Origin of the sequence: Shigella flexneri 2a str. 301, from assembly GCF_000006925.2 — a bacterium.
Classification (GTDB): domain Bacteria; phylum Pseudomonadota; class Gammaproteobacteria; order Enterobacterales; family Enterobacteriaceae; genus ECMA0423.
In genome coordinates this window covers 204094-221618 of the sequence record NC_004851.1, presented here as the reverse complement: position 1 = coordinate 221618, position 17525 = coordinate 204094, and the positions used below count along the sequence as shown (strand labels likewise).

24 protein-coding genes and 8 other annotated features are annotated in these 17525 nt (G+C 47.0%); of the genes, 8 read left to right on the top strand and 16 right to left on the bottom strand.

The features are described 5' to 3' along the window. Window positions 1-181: 181 nt before the first annotated feature. Window positions 182-335: a mobile genetic element (partial), on the top strand. After that, window positions 236-403 carry an IS629 ORF1 gene (locus tag CP0272; RefSeq protein ID NP_858405.1) on the top strand — a complete coding sequence of 56 codons (168 nt, stop codon included), beginning with the start codon at window positions 236-238 and terminating at the stop codon, window positions 401-403. (Overlaps the previous feature by 100 nt.) On the opposite strand, the gene icsP/sopA is transcribed toward CP0272, so the two are convergent. From icsP/sopA to CP0267, 5 genes are all read right to left on the bottom strand, one after another. Beyond that, window positions 372-1319 carry an outer membrane protease gene (gene icsP/sopA, locus CP0271; protein NP_858404.2) on the bottom strand — a complete coding sequence of 316 codons (948 nt, stop codon included), beginning with the start codon at window positions 1317-1319 and terminating at the stop codon, window positions 372-374. The two genes, CP0272 and icsP/sopA, sit on opposite strands and share 32 nt — an antisense overlap. Before the next feature lie 1354 nt (window positions 1320-2673). Beyond that, window positions 2674-2854, bottom strand: a mobile genetic element (partial). Beyond that, the gene (locus CP0270) at window positions 2700-2852 is read right to left on the bottom strand and encodes an IS3 ORF2 (RefSeq protein NP_858403.1); all 153 of its coding nucleotides are present in this window, start codon (window positions 2850-2852) and stop codon (window positions 2700-2702) included. Its footprint overlaps the feature before it by 153 nt. 762 nt (window positions 2855-3616) lie before the next feature. Next, window positions 3617-4865: a mobile genetic element, on the bottom strand. Further along, complete coding sequence (locus tag CP0269; protein NP_858402.1) at window positions 3625-4464, bottom strand: IS911 ORF2; 840 nt, start codon at window positions 4462-4464, stop codon at window positions 3625-3627. It overlaps the preceding feature by 840 nt. Further along, window positions 4491-4829, bottom strand: a complete 339-nt coding sequence (locus CP0268; protein NP_858401.1) for an IS911 ORF1 — start codon at window positions 4827-4829, stop codon at window positions 4491-4493. (Lies within the feature at window positions 3617-4865.) Beyond that, complete coding sequence (locus CP0267; RefSeq protein NP_858400.1) at window positions 4863-5246, bottom strand: IS600 ORF1; 384 nt, start codon at window positions 5244-5246, stop codon at window positions 4863-4865. Then, window positions 4970-5310 (top strand) — a mobile genetic element (partial). Its footprint overlaps the gene before it by 277 nt. Here CP0267 and CP0266 point away from each other — a divergent pair. From CP0266 to ipaH1.4, 3 genes are all read left to right on the top strand, one after another. Further along, window positions 5285-5437 (top strand): hypothetical protein, encoded by a 153-nt coding sequence (locus CP0266; protein ID NP_858399.2) that lies wholly within the window; start codon window positions 5285-5287, stop codon window positions 5435-5437. (Overlaps the previous feature by 26 nt.) Before the next feature lie 420 nt (window positions 5438-5857). After that, window positions 5858-5984: a mobile genetic element (partial), on the top strand. Window positions 5985-6084: 100 nt separating this feature from the next. Further along, window positions 6085-6351: an OspE1 gene (gene ospE1 / locus CP0265a; RefSeq protein YP_001449237.1), complete on the top strand. Its 267-nt coding sequence runs from the start codon at window positions 6085-6087 to the stop codon at window positions 6349-6351. Between the two features lie 388 nt (window positions 6352-6739). Continuing rightward, window positions 6740-8467, top strand: coding sequence for an invasion plasmid antigen, secreted by the Mxi-Spa secretion machinery (ipaH1.4, locus tag CP0265; protein ID NP_858398.2), 1728 nt, complete (start codon window positions 6740-6742; stop codon window positions 8465-8467). Window positions 8468-8484: 17 nt separating this feature from the next. Here ipaH1.4 and CP0264 read toward each other — a convergent pair whose 3' ends face one another. After that, on the bottom strand, window positions 8485-8652 hold the full coding sequence (locus CP0264) for a transposase (protein NP_858397.1): 168 nt from the start codon (window positions 8650-8652) through the stop codon (window positions 8485-8487). Between the two features lie 26 nt (window positions 8653-8678). After that, window positions 8679-10092 (top strand) — a mobile genetic element (partial). Between CP0264 and CP0263 the strand changes: the two genes are divergently transcribed. Beyond that, window positions 8798-8986, top strand: a complete 189-nt coding sequence (locus CP0263; RefSeq protein ID NP_858396.1) for an IS1294 transposase — start codon at window positions 8798-8800, stop codon at window positions 8984-8986. It overlaps the preceding feature by 189 nt. Continuing rightward, on the top strand, window positions 8996-10192 hold the full coding sequence (locus CP0262) for an IS1294 transposase (protein NP_858395.1): 1197 nt from the start codon (window positions 8996-8998) through the stop codon (window positions 10190-10192). Next, window positions 10088-10378: a mobile genetic element (partial), on the top strand. Its footprint overlaps the gene before it by 105 nt. 43 nt (window positions 10379-10421) lie before the next feature. Here CP0262 and CP0261 read toward each other — a convergent pair. The 6 genes from CP0261 to CP0256 form a co-directional block, all read right to left on the bottom strand. Further along, window positions 10422-10613, bottom strand: a complete 192-nt coding sequence (locus tag CP0261; protein NP_858394.1) for a hypothetical protein — start codon at window positions 10611-10613, stop codon at window positions 10422-10424. Window positions 10614-11313: 700 nt separating this feature from the next. Further along, on the bottom strand, window positions 11314-12171 hold the full coding sequence (repA, locus tag CP0260) for a replication protein (RefSeq protein ID NP_858393.2): 858 nt from the start codon (window positions 12169-12171) through the stop codon (window positions 11314-11316). After that, on the bottom strand, window positions 12164-12238 hold the full coding sequence (gene tap / locus CP0259; protein NP_858392.1) for a leader peptide RepL: 75 nt from the start codon (window positions 12236-12238) through the stop codon (window positions 12164-12166). The genes repA and tap overlap by 8 nt, the downstream gene beginning before the upstream one ends. Window positions 12239-12461: 223 nt before the next feature. After that, window positions 12462-12722 carry a replication protein gene (repB, locus tag CP0258; protein ID NP_858391.1) on the bottom strand — a complete coding sequence of 87 codons (261 nt, stop codon included), beginning with the start codon at window positions 12720-12722 and terminating at the stop codon, window positions 12462-12464. Window positions 12723-12961: 239 nt separating this feature from the next. Further along, window positions 12962-13552 (bottom strand): hypothetical protein, encoded by a 591-nt coding sequence (gene yihA / locus CP0257; RefSeq protein ID NP_858390.1) that lies wholly within the window; start codon window positions 13550-13552, stop codon window positions 12962-12964. 293 nt (window positions 13553-13845) lie between these two features. Beyond that, window positions 13846-14013, bottom strand: a complete 168-nt coding sequence (locus CP0256; protein NP_858389.1) for a hypothetical protein — start codon at window positions 14011-14013, stop codon at window positions 13846-13848. A gap of 57 nt (window positions 14014-14070) precedes the next feature. Beyond that, window positions 14071-15334 (bottom strand) — a mobile genetic element. Here CP0256 and CP0255 point away from each other — a divergent pair. Together CP0255 and CP0254 are read left to right on the top strand one after the other, a co-directional pair. Continuing rightward, the gene (locus CP0255) at window positions 14135-14437 is read left to right on the top strand and encodes an IS600 ORF1 (RefSeq protein ID NP_858388.1); all 303 of its coding nucleotides are present in this window, start codon (window positions 14135-14137) and stop codon (window positions 14435-14437) included. It overlaps the preceding feature by 303 nt. Then, on the top strand, window positions 14473-15291 hold the full coding sequence (locus tag CP0254; protein NP_858387.1) for an IS600 ORF2: 819 nt from the start codon (window positions 14473-14475) through the stop codon (window positions 15289-15291). (Lies within the feature at window positions 14071-15334.) Here CP0254 and yigB read toward each other — a convergent pair. From yigB to traX, 4 genes are all read right to left on the bottom strand, one after another. Continuing rightward, on the bottom strand, window positions 15332-15634 hold the full coding sequence (yigB, locus tag CP0253) for a hypothetical protein (protein ID NP_858386.1): 303 nt from the start codon (window positions 15632-15634) through the stop codon (window positions 15332-15334). 183 nt (window positions 15635-15817) lie before the next feature. After that, a complete protein-coding gene (yigA, locus tag CP0252) occupies window positions 15818-16030 on the bottom strand; it encodes a hypothetical protein (protein NP_858385.1) in 213 nt (70 codons plus the stop codon). Window positions 16031-16160: 130 nt separating this feature from the next. Next, window positions 16161-16721 carry a conjugal transfer fertility inhibition protein FinO gene (gene finO, locus CP0251; protein ID NP_858384.1) on the bottom strand — a complete coding sequence of 187 codons (561 nt, stop codon included), beginning with the start codon at window positions 16719-16721 and terminating at the stop codon, window positions 16161-16163. A gap of 54 nt (window positions 16722-16775) precedes the next feature. After that, a complete protein-coding gene (gene traX / locus CP0250; protein NP_858383.2) occupies window positions 16776-17522 on the bottom strand; it encodes a conjugal transfer pilus acetylation protein TraX in 747 nt (248 codons plus the stop codon). Window positions 17523-17525: the final 3 nt, after the last annotated feature.

Here is a 17525-nt window from a genome sequence, read left to right as displayed (position 1 = left end):
GTCCCTGATAGCACTGTTCCATCAGCGCTTTCAGGCGATAATAGTAGACCTTGGGTAGCCTCTGCCCATGTGTAACTTGATACCCCGAGAACAGCCACGATGATCTAAGCGGTTCTTATTTCTCCGGTCTCAGGGTCGGTAATGCCAACAGTAAGTCCACAGTAATCAACGAAGAGTTTTTTGAACCGCCCCGGAAATCCTGGAGACTAAACGCCCTGAGAAAGAGGTAAACAGAATGACTAAAAATACACGTTTTTCCCCCGAAGTCCGTCAACGGGCAGTTCGTATGGTTCTGGAAAGTCAGGGCGAATATGACTCACAATGGGCGGCAATTTTTAGCCATGAAAACGTAATCAACTCGGTGAACCAATTCAAAAAATATACTTTATACCTGCGGAAGTGAGAAAACCAATATATTCAATACTTGCACTATTTTTAATGGTGCCAGATATATTGGTACTTTGCTCATAAAGAGATGTATCACCTTTTTTATTAGAAATGTAATTTCTGGAGCCTTCTATATAAAATTTTGCACTGGGGGTGACATAGTATCCAATATTCGCAGCAACAGAGCAGTAATTTTGGTTTTTTATTTCATCTTTAAAAATTGTCTCAGTCTGATAGTGTTTATCTGTATCAGATGAAAGAACCCAACCACTATATTTCAGTTCTGCTCCAAACTCAAAATTCTCATGGCGGTAATTAGCAGTTAATCCAATATAAGGTATTTTGAAGAGCTGTTTGTAACCTATTGTTCTTTCACCACTAGGATGTGCCCCTTTTTTATTCCTGCTCCCCCCGTTTTCACTATAAATATAACTCCCTCCCATTGCATTAAAACTGTAACGACTCTCTTGGTAACCTGCTATTAGTCCAAGTCGATAATCCAAATTATTTAATAACCAACCTTTAAGATTCAGCTCGAATTCGTTAGCATCACGGAGATGCGTATTGGGATGCCAGCTCTGGTCGGTCCATACCTGAGGGGTATTGGAATTGTTCCAGTCTTTATCAACCATGCTTGCTTTCTGGTTACCTAAAGTAGTCCAACCGGAAACTCCGAAAGACACTTTTGGAATTAGCTTCCAATCGATGCCACCTCTAACAATAGTCGCATTACTGTATTTCCAGTCCAGTTGACTAATTTTTCTCCCCCCTTCCTTGGGATGATAAACGCGTTCTTTTGTTTTGCCACTCAGAGATCCTAGACTAATATCCGTACTGATGTTGTCCGGTATGAAAAGTGGATAGTTAGTGGTAGCATGTGTAGTAAAGATCGCAGGTACACAAAGTGCAAGTACAAAGAATTTTAATTTCATCGAGAACTCTACTTTTTTGGTTGAAATGTCCATGATCTTCTTACTTTATAAGATAAACGTCAATGCCAAGCATTATTTTAATTAAATATTTGTTTATGTTACCAAGAACATATCTTTTATTATAATATTTATTGAACTTTTGTAAAAATAAAAAAATACCTCATTGTGCGAATAAAGTAACGGGGGCCATAGATTTCTCTACCTACCTTTTGGTGTTCATACCTGAGGCTGATAGTTTCAGGATTCCGCGACAATTCTACTCACCTTCTTGTTCTCTCGCCAATATGAAATCAATCAGAAAAGCGTTCCATAAGAACAACGATAAGACAATAAATTGTCATCACGGCTGCAATAGCCAACGTGCCTTTCAGTACCAACATGACAACCTCCTGTATTTGACGTAACGTGTGCTGATAAATATGTATTTGTATCTCAACTGACTCAATACAACACTTAAGTATAGTTTTTCAGATTTTGTTTTTCCCGTGAAATATTATGGAAATGGCAGAAGCAATACATTGAATTCCGATTCGAGTGAATACGGCTAGCGGGCACCTCACTTTAGCACTGAAGCCATCAACTTTTATTTGACTTATTTCAATGGAAAGCTTTCTCACTATCAGTACAGGTAATTCCCATCCTTTTAAAGTCGAGAGTCAGACTGCGACTAATACAGTTAAAGTGACCAAACTCAGTTATCCTCTACACATTTTATCTCATGTTTACTTGGACAATTCATTGGTGCTTTTATAAAAGAATAAATATTCTACTAATTTAATGCATCACCTAAAATAGTATTTTTTATAATAGAACTGTATCTATAGTATATTATTAAAGCTTAATTATTTATTATGCTTTAATGTGGTTGTCCGATTAAGGACTAATCCTTGAAAACGCCGTATAGGGCGAGAGTTCACTCTATTGCGATAACGTAACCGTACAATATTGTGCGTTTCCCAAATTGACCACTACTGAACTATTCTGGGATTTAAATGCAATAAAATGGTTGGTTGAAGGTCGTGGTGATGATGTTAGTCCTTTTGAGAATATTCCAGTGCCAGATCTTACTTATAATAAAGAGGCTTGGCAGTTTGGATAAGCTATTGTCCTTATTCCACTAATACAAACTTTTTGTAAAGTATATTAAATATACTTCATTTCATACTGAAATCCCCGGAAGTATTCAATCAAACAATTACACCATAAAAGGAAGAGGGAGCCCCAATTAAGTTATCAAGCATGTTTATGATACCTGCAGGGTATAAATTTTCTGGCTGCAAGCAGACACATATAAAACGTCTTTATTGATCCTACCCACATAATATGGACGCAGTCGTAAGTGAGGCTCTGTGAGCCTACCCACGTAATATGGACACAGGCCTAAGCGAGGTTCTGGTTTTCAAATTGTTCCGGACTGAGGCCGCCACACCAACGGTGCCGTCGCCAGCGATTGTAATTGCACTCGATATAATTAAACACTGTTGCCCGCACTATTTCCCGATAGATAAAGTGTTCTCCGTGGAGACATTCCACTTAGGAACAATTATATTGTTCATGGTAATGTTTATATTTGAGTATAGAGATTAAAATGATTAGTCCCATCAAGAATATTAAGAACGTATTTCCAATAAATACTGCAAATACTGAATATATAGTGAGAAATATTTATCCTAGAGTTGAACATGGTTACTTTAATGAATCACCAAACATATATGACAAGAAGTATATCTCTGGTATAACCAGAAGTATGGCACAATTAAAAATAGAGGAGTTTATTAATGAGAAATCCAGACGACTTAATTATATGAAGACAATGTATTCTCCATGTCCGGAAGATTTTCAGCCTATTTCCAGAGCCGAAGCCAGTACACCGGAAGGAAGCTGGTTGACAGTTATATCTGGAAAACGTCCTATGGGGCAATTTTCTGTGGATAGTTTGTACCATCCTGACTTACATGCATTATGTGAGCTCCCAGAGATTAGTTGTAAGATCTTCTCTAAAGAAAATAGTGATTTTTTGTATATAATTGTTGTATTCAGAAATGATTCTTCCCAAGGAGAACTACGGGCAAATCGGTTTATAGAACTATATGATATAAAAAGAGAGATTATGCAAGTGTTAAGAGATGAGTCGCCAGAGATTAAAGTCTATTAAATCTGAGATTATTATTGCTCGTGAAATGGGAGAACTTTTTAGTTATGCATCAGAGGAAATAGATAGCTACATAAAACAAATGAATGACAGGCTTTCTCAAATCAAGGCTCGAATGCCTGTTACTTAATGTATATTAATTGTATGAAGTGGTCAACAAAAACTGGCCACCGAGTTAGAGTTTTTCCAGTATCGATTTTCCGATTCGTTTGGGGGTAACCCACCGTTATATTCGTGCGGTCTTAGTGCGCTGTAATATCCAACGATATAGTCCGTTATGGCGTGAGCTGCCTCGCTGAAGCTTACGTAACCCACCACCGGCATCCATTCGTTCTTCAGACTCCTGAAGAAGCGTTCCATTGGGCTGTTATCCCAGCAGTTTCCGCGCCGGCTCATACTCTGTCTGATCTGGTATCGCCACAATAACTGCCGGAACTGCCTGCTCGTATAATGACTGCCCTGATCGCTGTGGAACATCACCCCGCCGGGCTTACCACGGGTTTCCCATGCCATTTCCAGCGCTTTCATGGTGAGCCTGCTGTCCGGCGAGAACGACATGGCCCAGCCCACTGGTTTTCTTGCGAACAGGTCGAGAACAACGGCGAGGTACGCCCAGCGCTTACCCGTCCAGATATAGGTCACATCACCGCACCACACCTGATTTGGCTCGGTCACGGCGAACTGCCTTTCAAGGTAGTTAGGGATAGCAACATGTTCATGACCACCACGTTTATACCGGTGAGTCGGCTGCTGACAGCTGACCAGCCCCAGCTCTTTCATGAGCCTGCCAGCAAGCCAGCGTCCCATCTGGTAGCCTCTCCGGGTTGCCATTGTGGCGATGCTTCTTGCTCCGGCCGAACCGTGGCTGATGCCATGTAGCTCAAGTACCTGACTGCGTAATACAGCCCGTCTGCCGTCTGGTTTTTCAGGACGGTTTTTCCAGTATCTGTAGCTGCTGCGATGAACCCCGAACACATGGCAGAGTGTGACCACAGGATAATGCGCTCTGAGTTTCCCGATTATCGAGAACTGTTCAGGGAGTCTGACATCAAGAGCGCGGTAGCCTTTTTTAATATTTCATTCTCCATTTCAATGCGTTGTAGCTTTTTCCTGAGCTCACGGATTTCAATTTGTTCCGGGGTAATGGGGGAGGCTTTTGGTGTTTTGCCCTGACGCTCATCACGCAGTTGTTTGACCCATCTTGTCATTGTGGAAAGGCCAACATCCATAGCTTTGGCGGCATCTGCCACCGTGTATTTCTGGTCAACAACCAGTTGAGCGGATTCGCGTTTAAACTCTGCGCTAAAATTTCTTTTTTTCATTGGAGCACCTGTGTTGTTCTGAGGTGAGCATATCACCTCTGTTCAGGTGGCCAAATTCAGTGTGCCACTTCACTCACTGAGGGCACCATCATGGCACTCCCCCGTATTACCCAAAAAGAGATGACTGAACGCGAGCAGCGTGAACTTAAAACACTGCTGGATCGGGCGCGGATTGCGTGCAAAATACGCTGTTGCTTTTTTTAATATATCTCGCTCAAGTCGTGCTTCATTTAAAGCCTTACGCAGTTGCATAACTTCAGATTCCAGCTCAGCCACTGTGCGGGAGCCTGGTGTATTGAGCCCTTTTCTTGCGGCGGTAACCCATTGTCCTAAAGTGCCTTCAGGAACAGATAATCGGGAAGCGCCTTCACTGATCGAAAGCTGATTTTCAGGAACCGTTTTGACGGCTTCGGCTTTAAACTCCGTAGAGTAACGTTGGGTTTTTCTGCTCATTATTGGCTCCTTCTGATGCCATTCTATTTCAGGAAGGAGTGTCCGTTAAACTCAGGCTACCTCAACTCTCGTCTGGGGAATATCTCCCCGGCAGCCTTCAGGATAAAATATTATCAGATGACTGCTTAGAAAAAGAACAAATGGTGGTGTCCGCTATTGCCAGTACACCTCAAGCTTCTTACCATATTTGAAATAAAGCTCAATAGCGCGAATTTTTTGTTCTTCAGTAAACATGTTTCATCTTCTGAGAGTCCAGGAAATCGTCCGCATCCCCATTACCGTCTTATATCACTGGCGCTGACATGTGCTCATTGATGAAGTGAATCTGAATGACATGTTTTGCCATATCAACGCCAACCGGTGTATATTTCATTTGTGGAGTCTCCAGTCTGAGGACGCTTTATGCATCCCGTATTGGGCAGTATGATGCCGGAAAGCTGCGAGGCTCCACACCTGCCAGTTTCACCCTTTTAACCATCATACTACTCCGTGTTTAATTGTGTGGGATGCGTTCATTACATTTTAACAGTGTCACCCCGTCGGCCACGAAAGATAAACAGGTGACCAGAAAAGGGATCTTCATCCAGCACATGCTATATCTTGAACGTAACAACCTGACCCTCCGCACCCGCATCAAGCGGCTGGCACGTAAAACAATCTGCTTCTCGCGTTCCGTGGAAATCCACGAAAAGTCATCGGCTCCTTCATTGAAAAACACATATTCTACTGATTGGAAGCGCCACCCGAAAAAGTATCGTTTTTTTACAGTAAACTTCATTTAGCCGACTATAATGTAAAAAAATAAATTTTTTACCAAAATATAACATAAGGAAGTAATATGCTTACACAAACTATATTCCCTTGTCTTCCACAAAAACAAGAAAATATCATCCTTGAAGTATCAAATCCTGTATTATTATCTTCTACTGTTACTACAGATGGATATACTGTTTTCAATAAAAAAGCAGCTATATACGAATTACAAATACCTGCTGCCAGCCGGACGAAAACGTTGAAATTCACTGCTACAGAAATGCAATGGTTGACAAAGATAAATGAAGCCGGAATTGATGAAAAACAAAGCCAACGGTATTCTGATTTCTGAAGTTAATTTCAGACTCGTTTAAGCTCCATTTTCAAAAAAATATATCAGGGTTTGTTACTAATAACTTCTGAAAACAGAAAAAAATAGAGCAGTAATTCTATTTCAGAGAGGAGTAACTCCATCTATCCTCGATACGTACTGAACGTTATCGTGATATATTCATCATGCTTTCTTCACCATTATTCGAGTATAGGGAGAGACGCAATGACCTTAAATACCTTTTTATGGCTGAATTACCATTCTCAGGAATAACAGCAGACTCCTTCCCATAGACGGCTTAGGGGGAAAGCAATACCCGGAGAAAGGGTACAAAGCAAACTGTTTTAAAATTAATAAGCCATATTCTATTTAACTAGAATTCTTATCGTTGATAAGAATTCTAGTTATAATGATTAAATCAACCAATATACAGGCAATCGGTTCTGGCATTATGCATCAAATAAACAATGTATACTCGTTAACTCCATTATCTTTACCTATGGAACTGACTCCATCTTGTAATGAATTTTATTTAAAAACCTGGAGCGAATGGGAAAAGAACGGTACCCCAGGCGAGCAACGCAATATCGCCTTCAATAGGCTGAAAATATGTTTACAAAATCAAGAGGCAGAATTAAATTTATCTGAGTTAGATTTAAAAACATTACCAGATTTACCGCCTCAGATAACAACACTGGAAATAAGAAAAAACCTATTAACACATCTCCCTGATTTACCACCAATGCTTAAGGTAATACATGCTCAATTTAATCAACTGGAAAGCTTACCTGCCTTACCCGAGACGTTAGAAGAGCTTAATGCGGGTGATAACAAGATAAAAGAATTACCATTTCTTCCTGAAAATCTAACTCATTTACGGGTTCATAATAACCGATTGCATATTCTGCCACTATTGCCACCGGAACTAAAATTACTGGTAGTTTCTGGAAACAGATTAGACAGCATTCCCCCCTTTCCAGATAAGCTTGAAGGGCTGGCTCTGGCTAATAATTTTATAGAACAACTACCGGAATTACCTTTTAGTATGAACAGGGCTGTGCTAATGAATAATAATCTGACAACACTTCCGGAAAGTGTCCTGAGATTAGCTCAGAATGCCTTCGTAAATGTTGCAGGTAATCCATTGTCTGGCCATACCATGCGTACACTACAACAAATAACCACCGGACCAGATTATTCTGGTCCTCAAATATTTTTCTCTATGGGAAATTCTGCCACAATTTCCGCTCCAGAACACTCCCTGGCTGATGCCGTGACAGCATGGTTCCCGGAAAACAAACAATCTGATGTATCACAGATATGGCATGCTTTTGAACATGAAGAGCATGCCAACACCTTTTCCGCGTTCCTTGACCGCCTTTCCGATACCGTCTCTGCACGCAATACCTCCGGATTCCGTGAACAGGTCGCTGCATGGCTGGAAAAACTCAGTGCCTCTGCGGAGCTTCGACAGCAGTCTTTCGCTGTTGCTGCTGATGCCACTGAGAGCTGTGAGGACCGTGTCGCGCTCACATGGAACAATCTCCGGAAAACCCTCCTGGTCCATCAGGCATCAGAAGGCCTTTTCGATAATGATACCGGCGCTCTGCTCTCCCTGGGCAGGGAAATGTTCCGCCTCGAAATTCTGGAGGACATTGCCCGGGATAAAGTCAGAACTCTCCATTTTGTGGATGAGATAGAAGTCTACCTGGCCTTCCAGACCATGCTCGCAGAGAAACTTCAGCTCTCTACTGCCGTGAAGGAAATGCGTTTCTATGGCGTGTCGGGAGTGACAGCAAATGACCTCCGCACTGCCGAAGCCATGGTCAGAAGCCGTGAAGAGAATGAATTTACGGACTGGTTCTCCCTCTGGGGACCATGGCATGCTGTACTGAAGCGTACGGAAGCTGACCGCTGGGCGCAGGCAGAAGAGCAGAAGTATGAGATGCTGGAGAATGAGTACTCTCAGAGGGTGGCTGACCGGCTGAAAGCATCAGGTCTGAGCGGTGATGCGGATGCGGAGAGGGAAGCCGGTGCACAGGTGATGCGTGAGACTGAACAGCAGATTTACCGTCAGTTGACTGACGAGGTACTGGCCCTGCGATTGTCTGAAAACGGCTCAAATCATATCGCATAACCCACTGATAATGTTTACTACCGGATGTAGCTTTTTTCATGCCCGAGATGGTCAGTTAGTTCCGCATTAAGCACCGTTTCGACAGTTAATTTCGTCTGCATACGGGAAAACTGATTGAGGTCGGCCTCGGTTTTGAGGCCTTTAGCCAGTTCAGCCGCAAGGGCTTTAAGCTTCTTTTCGTCCATAATTTACCTGTCTCCGTTGTTGGAGTGAACCACGGCAGCCTGACGGCTGCAAATTGAAAACTGCCCCTGTTCGTCCTGGTGTTGCCGCACGCTCCGCAGAATATGTATGCTCTGAGGACCTGTTTTATTAAGGACTCATCCTCTTATGTTGACCCGCAAAAGTATAGATACCGTTCTGCTCTCTGTTGGTGCTGAGAAGCTCTCACAACGTGAATGGGACTGGATGAAGATGCTCAAACCCATGGACCCACCACCTGCGATGGTCGCGGCCTCCATCCTGGAGCGCCGTGGCGACACAGCAGCCCTTACCCGGCTACAGGATACCGGGGGTTAATCCGTCCTCATGTTGTCCGCTTTTACTCCCCGACCGCTGAAACGCCTGTTCACAACCAACCAGTGCTGGACATCCTTCCTGGATGCGGGCGGTCTGCGCGATATCGAGGTTGAGGCTGTCACAAAAATGCTGGCCTGCGGCACGCGGATACTGGGCGTGAAGGAATACATCTGCGATAAACCTGAGTGCCCCCACGTCAGATACGTCACTAACTCATGCGGCAGCCGTGCCTGCCCGTCCTGCGGAAAAAAGGCCACAGACCTGTGGATAGCGACACAGCTGAATCGTCTTCCTGACTGCGACTGGGTACACCTGGTCTTCACCCTGCCGGACACGCAGTGGCCGGTGTTCGAAAGCAACCGGTGGCTGCTGAATGACGTGTGCCGTCTGGCGGTGGAGAATCTGCTGTATGCCGCCCGGAAACGGGGGCAGGAACCCGGTATCTTCTGCGCCATCCACACGTATGGCCGTCGTCTCAACTGGCATCCGCATGTACATGTGTCTGTAACCTGTGGAGGTCTGAATAAGCATGGTCAGTGGAAAAAGCTGAGCTTCCTGAAAGACGCGATGCGTTCGCGGTGGATGTGGAATATGCGGCAACGGCTTCTGAAAGCGTGGTCAGAGGGGCTGGCGATGCCGGAGTCGTTGTCACATATCACGACGGAATCACAGAGGAGAAGCCTGGTGCTGAAAGCCGGAGGAAAATACTGGCATGTGTACATGTCGAAAAAAACGGCCGGCGGGAGGAATACGGCGCGCTACCTGGGTCGTTATCTGAAGAAGCCGCCGATAGCGGCCTCCCGGCTGGCACATTACAACGGAGGGGCGAGCCTGAGCTTCCGTTACCTGGACCACAAAACGGGAGAAACGGCGACGGAAACGCTGACACAGCGTGAGCTGGTCGCGAGGCTGAAACAGCACATCCCGGAGAAGTTTTTTAAGATGGTGAGGTACTTCGGGTTCCTTGCCAACCGGGTGTGTGGAGAGAAGCTGCCGCAGGTGTACCGTGCTCTGGGGATGGATAAACCGGAACCAGTGGCGAAAGTGTGCTATGCACAAATGGTGAAACAGTTCCTGAGTCGTGACCCGTTCGAATGCGTGCTGTGCGGGAGTCAGATGCGTTTTACGGGGCTGAAGCGGGGCTACCGTCTGGCAGAGCAGGTCCTGATGCATGAGCCGCTGGCCCGGATGCGGTGGTGCGGCTGAGAGCCGCAGAGGGGAAGTTGCGTCCATTTTGAGGGAAACGGAGCAAAAAACCGCCATTCATACCCTGAATCAATCAGAGCCATCCAGTTTAATCGTCGGTTCCGTTCATATGGAGCAAAAGTGGTGTTGAAGAAACATCCGTTTTGTGGTGTTTTTTTAATCTTTTTGGGGTTTTAATTCCTATCGCTCAAGTCTTAACGATATCCCTGAAACGACCACTTAATATTACTCACACTTTTGCAAATGCATTAAATGCTGCTTGTATTATTCTGATGCCGCGCCAGCGGCATGGAAGGCGGCACGCTGTGGTTACATGTGATACCGGAGTAAAACCGCCGAAGCCCGGCGTCAGCCGGTACTGATTGACAGATTTCACCTTACCCATCCCCAGCCCTGCCAAGCCATACCCGTTTTCAGCCATGATAGAGCTTCTGTGCGCGGTCGGAGTGGTCCCGACGAGGGTTTTACCCGAAGTCGGGGCGTATCTCCGCGTTAGCGGGCCGTGAGGGCCGCTTACGAGCGTGTATTCGATACGTCCAGCCAGAAGACTGACAGCGATGATGATGTAGTTACAACATTCATAATTAAAAGCGACTCTGTTCCCGCCCTTTGGGCGGGGGCGGCGGCGCTTTTCAGTTATGAGGGGGGCGTTGTGGTTTCAGTTTTGCGTTGGACTTGGGTTTTTTAGGGGTTTATGTTTGCATGTTGTAACTAAACCGGCTTCGGTTGGGGGCCCGCCGCTTGCGGTGGGAGGTGCATATTTGTCTGTCCACAGGACAGGCAGTGAACAGGTTTTCTTTTTAAATGAATGTAATTAAGTAGTTTAAAGGAGATATAAACAGGTGTTTAAAAGATACATTGCACCCTGTAGGGTTGACGTCTGGCGCTTTATGACGTGAACGGTTGTAACCTTATGGTGAAGTCCCTTGCAGTTTAATGTGGATAAGCAAAATTCCCCGTCTGTGAGGCGTGTTTTGTATCAAAAACAGGGGGGACCGGATGCACCTGAAGGTGGATGATGAGGTTGTTTTTTGTATGTAGCGCTGATTTTTTGTGCACTGGCGGGCTTCAGGCGTGCGAATGCCTCCGGCGCGTGCCGGATTATTCTGAGGAGGTCACTTTCAGGGGGAAGCTGTGGCCAGCCGGCTGTAATTACGGTTACGTGACAGAATCATGCGCTCCTTCACACGACGCTCCACTTCACGTTTTACCGCCTCACGACTGGCAGTGAAGCGCCCTTCCGAGATTTCACGCGTCAGTTGCCGTTTCACCAGGGTGACAATATCCTGACGCTGCCTGTCCGCATCACGACGCGCACGGGCACGCTTCATTCCACGGGACTTAAGCTCTGTCTGGTAACTGCGGAAACGCTCACGAACAAAACGCCAGGCTTTCGCCATCAGTTCATCCATACCCAGGGTATCCAGCCCCTGCTTTTTGCGCTGTCTGTTTTCCCATTCCACACGACTGCGGCGCGCGGCGGCCACTGCCTCCTCTGATACATCGAGGGCAGCAAACAGTGCAGATGTGAACGTGATATCGGTCGGAATGTAGCACCCGATAAGCGGGTCATATTCCGTCTGGTAGGTAATCAGTCCCAGCTCTGCAAGGAACGTCAGGGCCCGGGTGGCCCGGGTGATGGAGAGTTTTCCGGCAGCAGACTCCGTCGCCAGTCCGCACTCAATGGCCAGCGTGGTGATGGAACACTGGACGCGGTTGGCCAGTGGGTCATAGTGAAAACACAGCCCCTGCAGCAGCGCATCAATGGCCCGGCGACGTAGTACCGGTGGCATGCGCCGACGCAGACCAAGCGAACGGGCATGTGCCACATGAATGGCGAAATCAAAACGGGAGGTGAAGCCCACCGCCTTTTCCATCAGTTTCCCGCAGAACGGAAGCGTCCGGGCACCTTCACGGGGTGTGAACACCGGATTCGGGTTCTTTACCTGGCGGTAATAAGTTTGTTGAAGATCAGTCACACCATCCTGCACTTACAATGCGCAGAAGGAGCGAGCACAGAAAGAAGTCTTGAACTTTTCCGGGCATATAACTATACTCCCCGCATAGCTTGATTGTTGGCTATACGGTTTAAGTGGGCCCCGGTAATCTTTCTGACTCGCCAAAGTTAAAGAAGATTATCGGGGTTTTTGCTTTTCTGGCTCCTGTACATCCACATCAGAACCAGTTCCCTGCCACCTTATGGCGTGGCCAGCCATAAAATTCCTTAAACGATCAGTAATCTAGCATGCTACGCCACAAAGTAAAGTCTTTACTTTAGTATATCCAGTCTCTGCAGTTCATCTTTGATGATTTTCTCAACGAACTGAGCCTGTGTTATCCCCTCTCTCTCGCAGTACTCAACCATGAGATCTTTCAGAGGATTTTTGACAAAAACTTTTATCTCTTTGTGTGTAAGACGTTTTCTTGCAACAGCGGCCATTTGTTTCTCAGAGTCAGTCATAGGCTTACCTCTGCGCACAAACCGCTTTTGACTCAATGAGGAAGTCACTGCATTTTCTGTCTGCGACATCTCGCCTCCTCAATACTCAAACAGGGATCGTTTCGCAGAGGATACTACAGTTTTTTGAAATCAGCGACTTGAGAATTGTGGCGAAGATCTGTGTTGGCGCACAAATCAACGGGGATTACTGTCGTTTAATGTGATTTAAACTGTGAAATAGTATGGTTTTCAGTTATGGAAACGCCGGGAGCGAGGAAAACTTGCTTTTTCCCGTTTCCGGGGTTGGACAACTGAGCAACGCGAAGGCGTCAGCTACGATGTTCCGGTGACTGCTGATCAGCCCCTGTTGTATTCAGCCATTCTCCGGTCATCTGCAGCAGTTTTCTGGCATCGTGGCTTCTGAGCAACGGAATACCAGCCTGCCTCAGAACCTCTTCCAGAAGAATATCCCGGCGTCTGCGTTCCGGTCGTAAATGGCTGGCATCATCCAGCTCTACTGCTGCAACAATACTGAACGAACGCAGCTCAACGATAACCACATCAACATGCCACTGAGACACCATCCTGAATAACTGCCACCACTGGCGTGATCGTGGCCGGATATTCCCGTTCAGCTGGACGATATCCGCTACCCGTACCTGCGGACACAGATACCACCGCTTCATATCCACAATTCTGAACAGTCCTTTCATAAAACTGACTTCCCTTTCTGTCAGCAGCGTCTTCTGACGTTGCCAGTATTCACCGCTGGACAGTATTCGCTCTGCATCACCAGTCCGTATACCTGCCGCATGCAATTGCATCAGCAAAGGAGAATGCTGATTTACACTTCTGAGGATAATCCGGATAAGTAGCGCTGCAATAATCAGAACAATGAGAATAAAAATAATCAACTTCATTATTTATCTGCTCCTGGCAATTAATTATTGCTGAATTATTACCTTACATATTTCCATATCTCTTTTGGTATCCTGTCATATAACTTTCCGGTGATTAATTCCGCTAGCCGGTGGTCTGCTGCTGAATTAAATGATTCACGTTCACTGTTTGATAAACTGTCTCTGTTTTTATGAATAATTTTTTCCAGCGTATTGACTGATGAACATCGCCGTAACTGATACAGCCATTCCTGTTTTGTTTTTGCCATTTTTATTCCCGCTGAGAACAGATGAATGATAGGATTGCCATCGCTTTATTTACGGTGCCTCCATATCCAGGGGGGAACCGGATCAGCATCTGACCAGAGCCCACGTTTTTGTTGTCTGGCTTCGTTCTGAAGGACAGGTAGCACGGGATCTGTGTTGTACTGCTCATATACCCAGGCAGCCCCGGCCCGGACCATAAACTGATTAATATTCATTCCGTCTGGTGCATAAACCTGCCCGAGAATACGACCATAACGATCTCGCTGAAAATATGAGGTAGCCTGAGTTTAACGGACACTCCTTCCTGAAATAGAATGGCATCAGAAGGAGCTAATAATGAGCAGAAAAACCCAACGTTACTCTAAAGAGTTCAAAGCCGAAGCTGTCAGAACGGTTCTTGAAAATCAACTTTCGATCAGTGAAGGCGCTTCCCGATTATCTCTTCCTGAAGGCACTTTAGGACAATGGGTTACCGCCGCCAGAAAAGGGCTCGGTACTCCTGGTTCCCGCACGGTGGCTGAACTGGAATCTGAAATTCTGCAACTGCGTAAGGCGTTAAATGAAGCTCGCCTTGAGCGCGATATATTAAAAAAAGCAACAGCGTATTTTGCACAGGAGTCGCTGAAAAATACGCGTTAATCGAACAATGGCGACAACAATTTCCCATTGAAGCGATGTGTCAGGTATTTGGTGTATCCAGGAGCGGTTATTACAACTGGGTACAGCATGAACCCTCAGACAGAAAACAAAGTGATGAGCGGCTAAAACTGGAGATTAAGGTGGCACATATCCGCACTCGCGAAACATATGGAACCCGGCGGCTCCAGACGGAGCTGGCAGAGAATGGCATCATCGTTGGTCGTGACCGACTGGCATGTCTTCGTAAGGAGCTGAGGCTACGCTGTAAGCAGAAACGCAAGTTCAGAGCGACTACGAACCCGAACCACAATCTGCCAGTTGCGCCAAATCTGCTGAACCAGACGTTCGCTCCTACAGCACCAAATCAGGTCTGGGTGGCGGACCTGACGTATGTTGCCACACAGGAGGGATGGTTGTACCTCGCTGGCATCAAAGATGTTTATACGTGCGAAATTGTCGGCTACGCCATGGGAGAGCGCATGACAAAAGAGCTGACAGGTAAAGCCCTGTTTATGGCGCTCAGGAGCCAGCGCCCACCTGCCGGGCTAATCCACCACTCTGATCGAGGTTCACAGTACTGCGCATACGATTACCGGGTCATACAGGAGCAGTCTGGTCTGAAAACATCAATGTCGCGTAAAGGTAACTGTTACGACAACGCTCCGATGGAAAGCTTCTGGGGAACGCTGAAAAATGAGAGCCTGAGCCACTATCGTTTTAATAACCGGGATGAAGCCATCTCAGTAATACGGGAATACATTGAGATTTTCTACAATCGTCAGCGTCGTCACTCTCGTCTGGGGAATATCTCCCCGGCAGCCTTCAGGGAAAAATATCATCAGATGGCTGCTTAAAAAAAGAACAAATGGTAGTGTCCGCTATTGCCAGTACACCTCAATATGTGACGGTAACCGTTTTTCCTGCGACCAGTGATTTCATCATGTCTGTTGACCACCGGCCATAATCCTGTTTCTTTTCCGGTGCATCAATATTTACCAGCCTGATCCGCACCGCCTTCAGTGAGTCCATGACCTCGATGGTATCACCGTCCAGTACACGAACAACCCGTCCATGAATATCTGCAGACAATACCGGCCATGAAAAGATAAATAATGCCAGTGGAATATATTTCCTCATGTTATTCTCCATATCAGATAAATGCCACCTGTATTTCAGCCCCCCTGAATAGTGCAGCACACATTGAATAACACCTTATTTTGTGAAACTAATCACAAAATATAAAAAATCGACTTAATGCGGAAAAGACTCTGTGCTACTCAGAACTGTCCGGTCATACTGCCCGACCGGATATTAAGAAGCAAATCTCATAAACTCCTTTCAGCCTTCTGACTCCTAGAGTAATGAAGGCTGCTTTTTTCGTTACACCCTTCCCCGGCAGCGCCGGTGGCAGTGTTCAGCCCTTTTCCGGGCAAACTGCTGCCAGTCTGTCCTAGGCGCAACACAGGCAGCCCGTCGCCATGCTTCTGCCGCTTCCATCCAGCGTCCACTGACTTCCAGAATAACGGCCCGCCCGCCGGCACGCTGGTAACGCCAGACCTGGCCGTTCCGTGAACTGTTTCTGAATCCATTCATTTTCTTGTCCCCCTTTAGTTGTCAGTATTATTGTGATAAATAATTCAGTGGACTGGCTTCCTTTCGGAAGCGGAAGTTATTTCCTTTTAAGCCTTATTTCCCTGCCTCCTCTCTCTGGGGGAGGCTTTTTTTATTTCTCATCAAGCACGGCCTGAAGTTCTGCCTTTATCCGGTTCTGGCGACGAATTTTCGCCAGACGCGCTCCCGCATACGCTTCCTCCTCCTGAGAAATATGCTCCGTCACATACCCTTCCGTGTCATACCGGCAGGCACCGGCTTTCATGGCACACAGATAGCTTTCTGAACGGGTGATGGCCTTCAGCGCCCTGCGCAGTTTTTTATGCGAGAGCGGGATATTCCGCTGCGCCACGTCTTCCAGTAACACGTCCCGGATACCGCAGGCCAGAAGCCGGGGCGTGTCACCGTCAAATAATCCCGGCCACCAGGGCTTCAGGGTATTCACAGCCTCATCCAGCGTGGGCAGGTTCAGATAAATGGACAGCGCCTGTCTGGCCTGCGCTTTTTTTGCCGCCAGCTCTGCTTCACGGGCCGCTTTCTCGGCCAGCTTCTGCTTTTTCACCTTCCACTTTGGTGGCGTGGTGACATTGATGATGGTTTTCCGGCTGCGGACAGGCGCTGTTCCCTCTGTCTTCCGCTTCAGTGTCAGTACCGGTCGCTTCTGCTCTGTCATGCTGTGTTCTGCCTCTGACGAATCATCCTCTTGCGGCCAAAGATACCACACCCGTCACAGCGCCAGAACGCCCAGCACAGCCAGATGACAGGCATAGAACGTCGGGAAAAAGTCTCCGGGCCAGAAACGGGGTAATGATTTTCCGGCACACAACACCAGACCAACGGTCAGCACCGTCATCACAAGACCGGCCACCGCCGCTGCATCACTGGTGGCAAGGTTAAGCGCCGGAATAACAGCCAGCAGGCAGGCGACCAGCGCCAGACGTTCCGCTCTGTCTTCCGCCCGGTACAGCCGGTTGCTGACTGCCAGCATCAGCAACCCGGCAATACCGTAACTGGTGCCGGACAAAGGCCCCCACAGGGCCATCAGGAGTATGGCCGCTGCTGTACGCCACCCACTGCGCGTGGTACACCACGTCAGCACCTGTGCCGCCACTGCAAAGGCAAACAGGATATTCCCCTCATACCAAGGAAAGCCTGCCAGATAATATGCGAACTGGGCAATAATTCCCCATCCCCACAGCCGGTTAATGGCCGGTTGCCGGATATGCGCATGACGGGACAGATTCAGCCCCCACACCAGGGCAAAAAGCGGAAAGGCTCCTCGCCCGGCCAGAAACATCCATTCCTGCTTCAGCTGGAATATCAGATTGATGTGGTCCAGTACCATCAGCACCAGTGCCACCGTTTTGATGATATCCCGCTGTCCGGGTGACCAGACCAGAAATGACTGCAACCAGGTATCGGTCCGTGCAGCCAGTGAATCGTTACGTGTCGTGTTCGTGTTATCCGTTGTCATCAG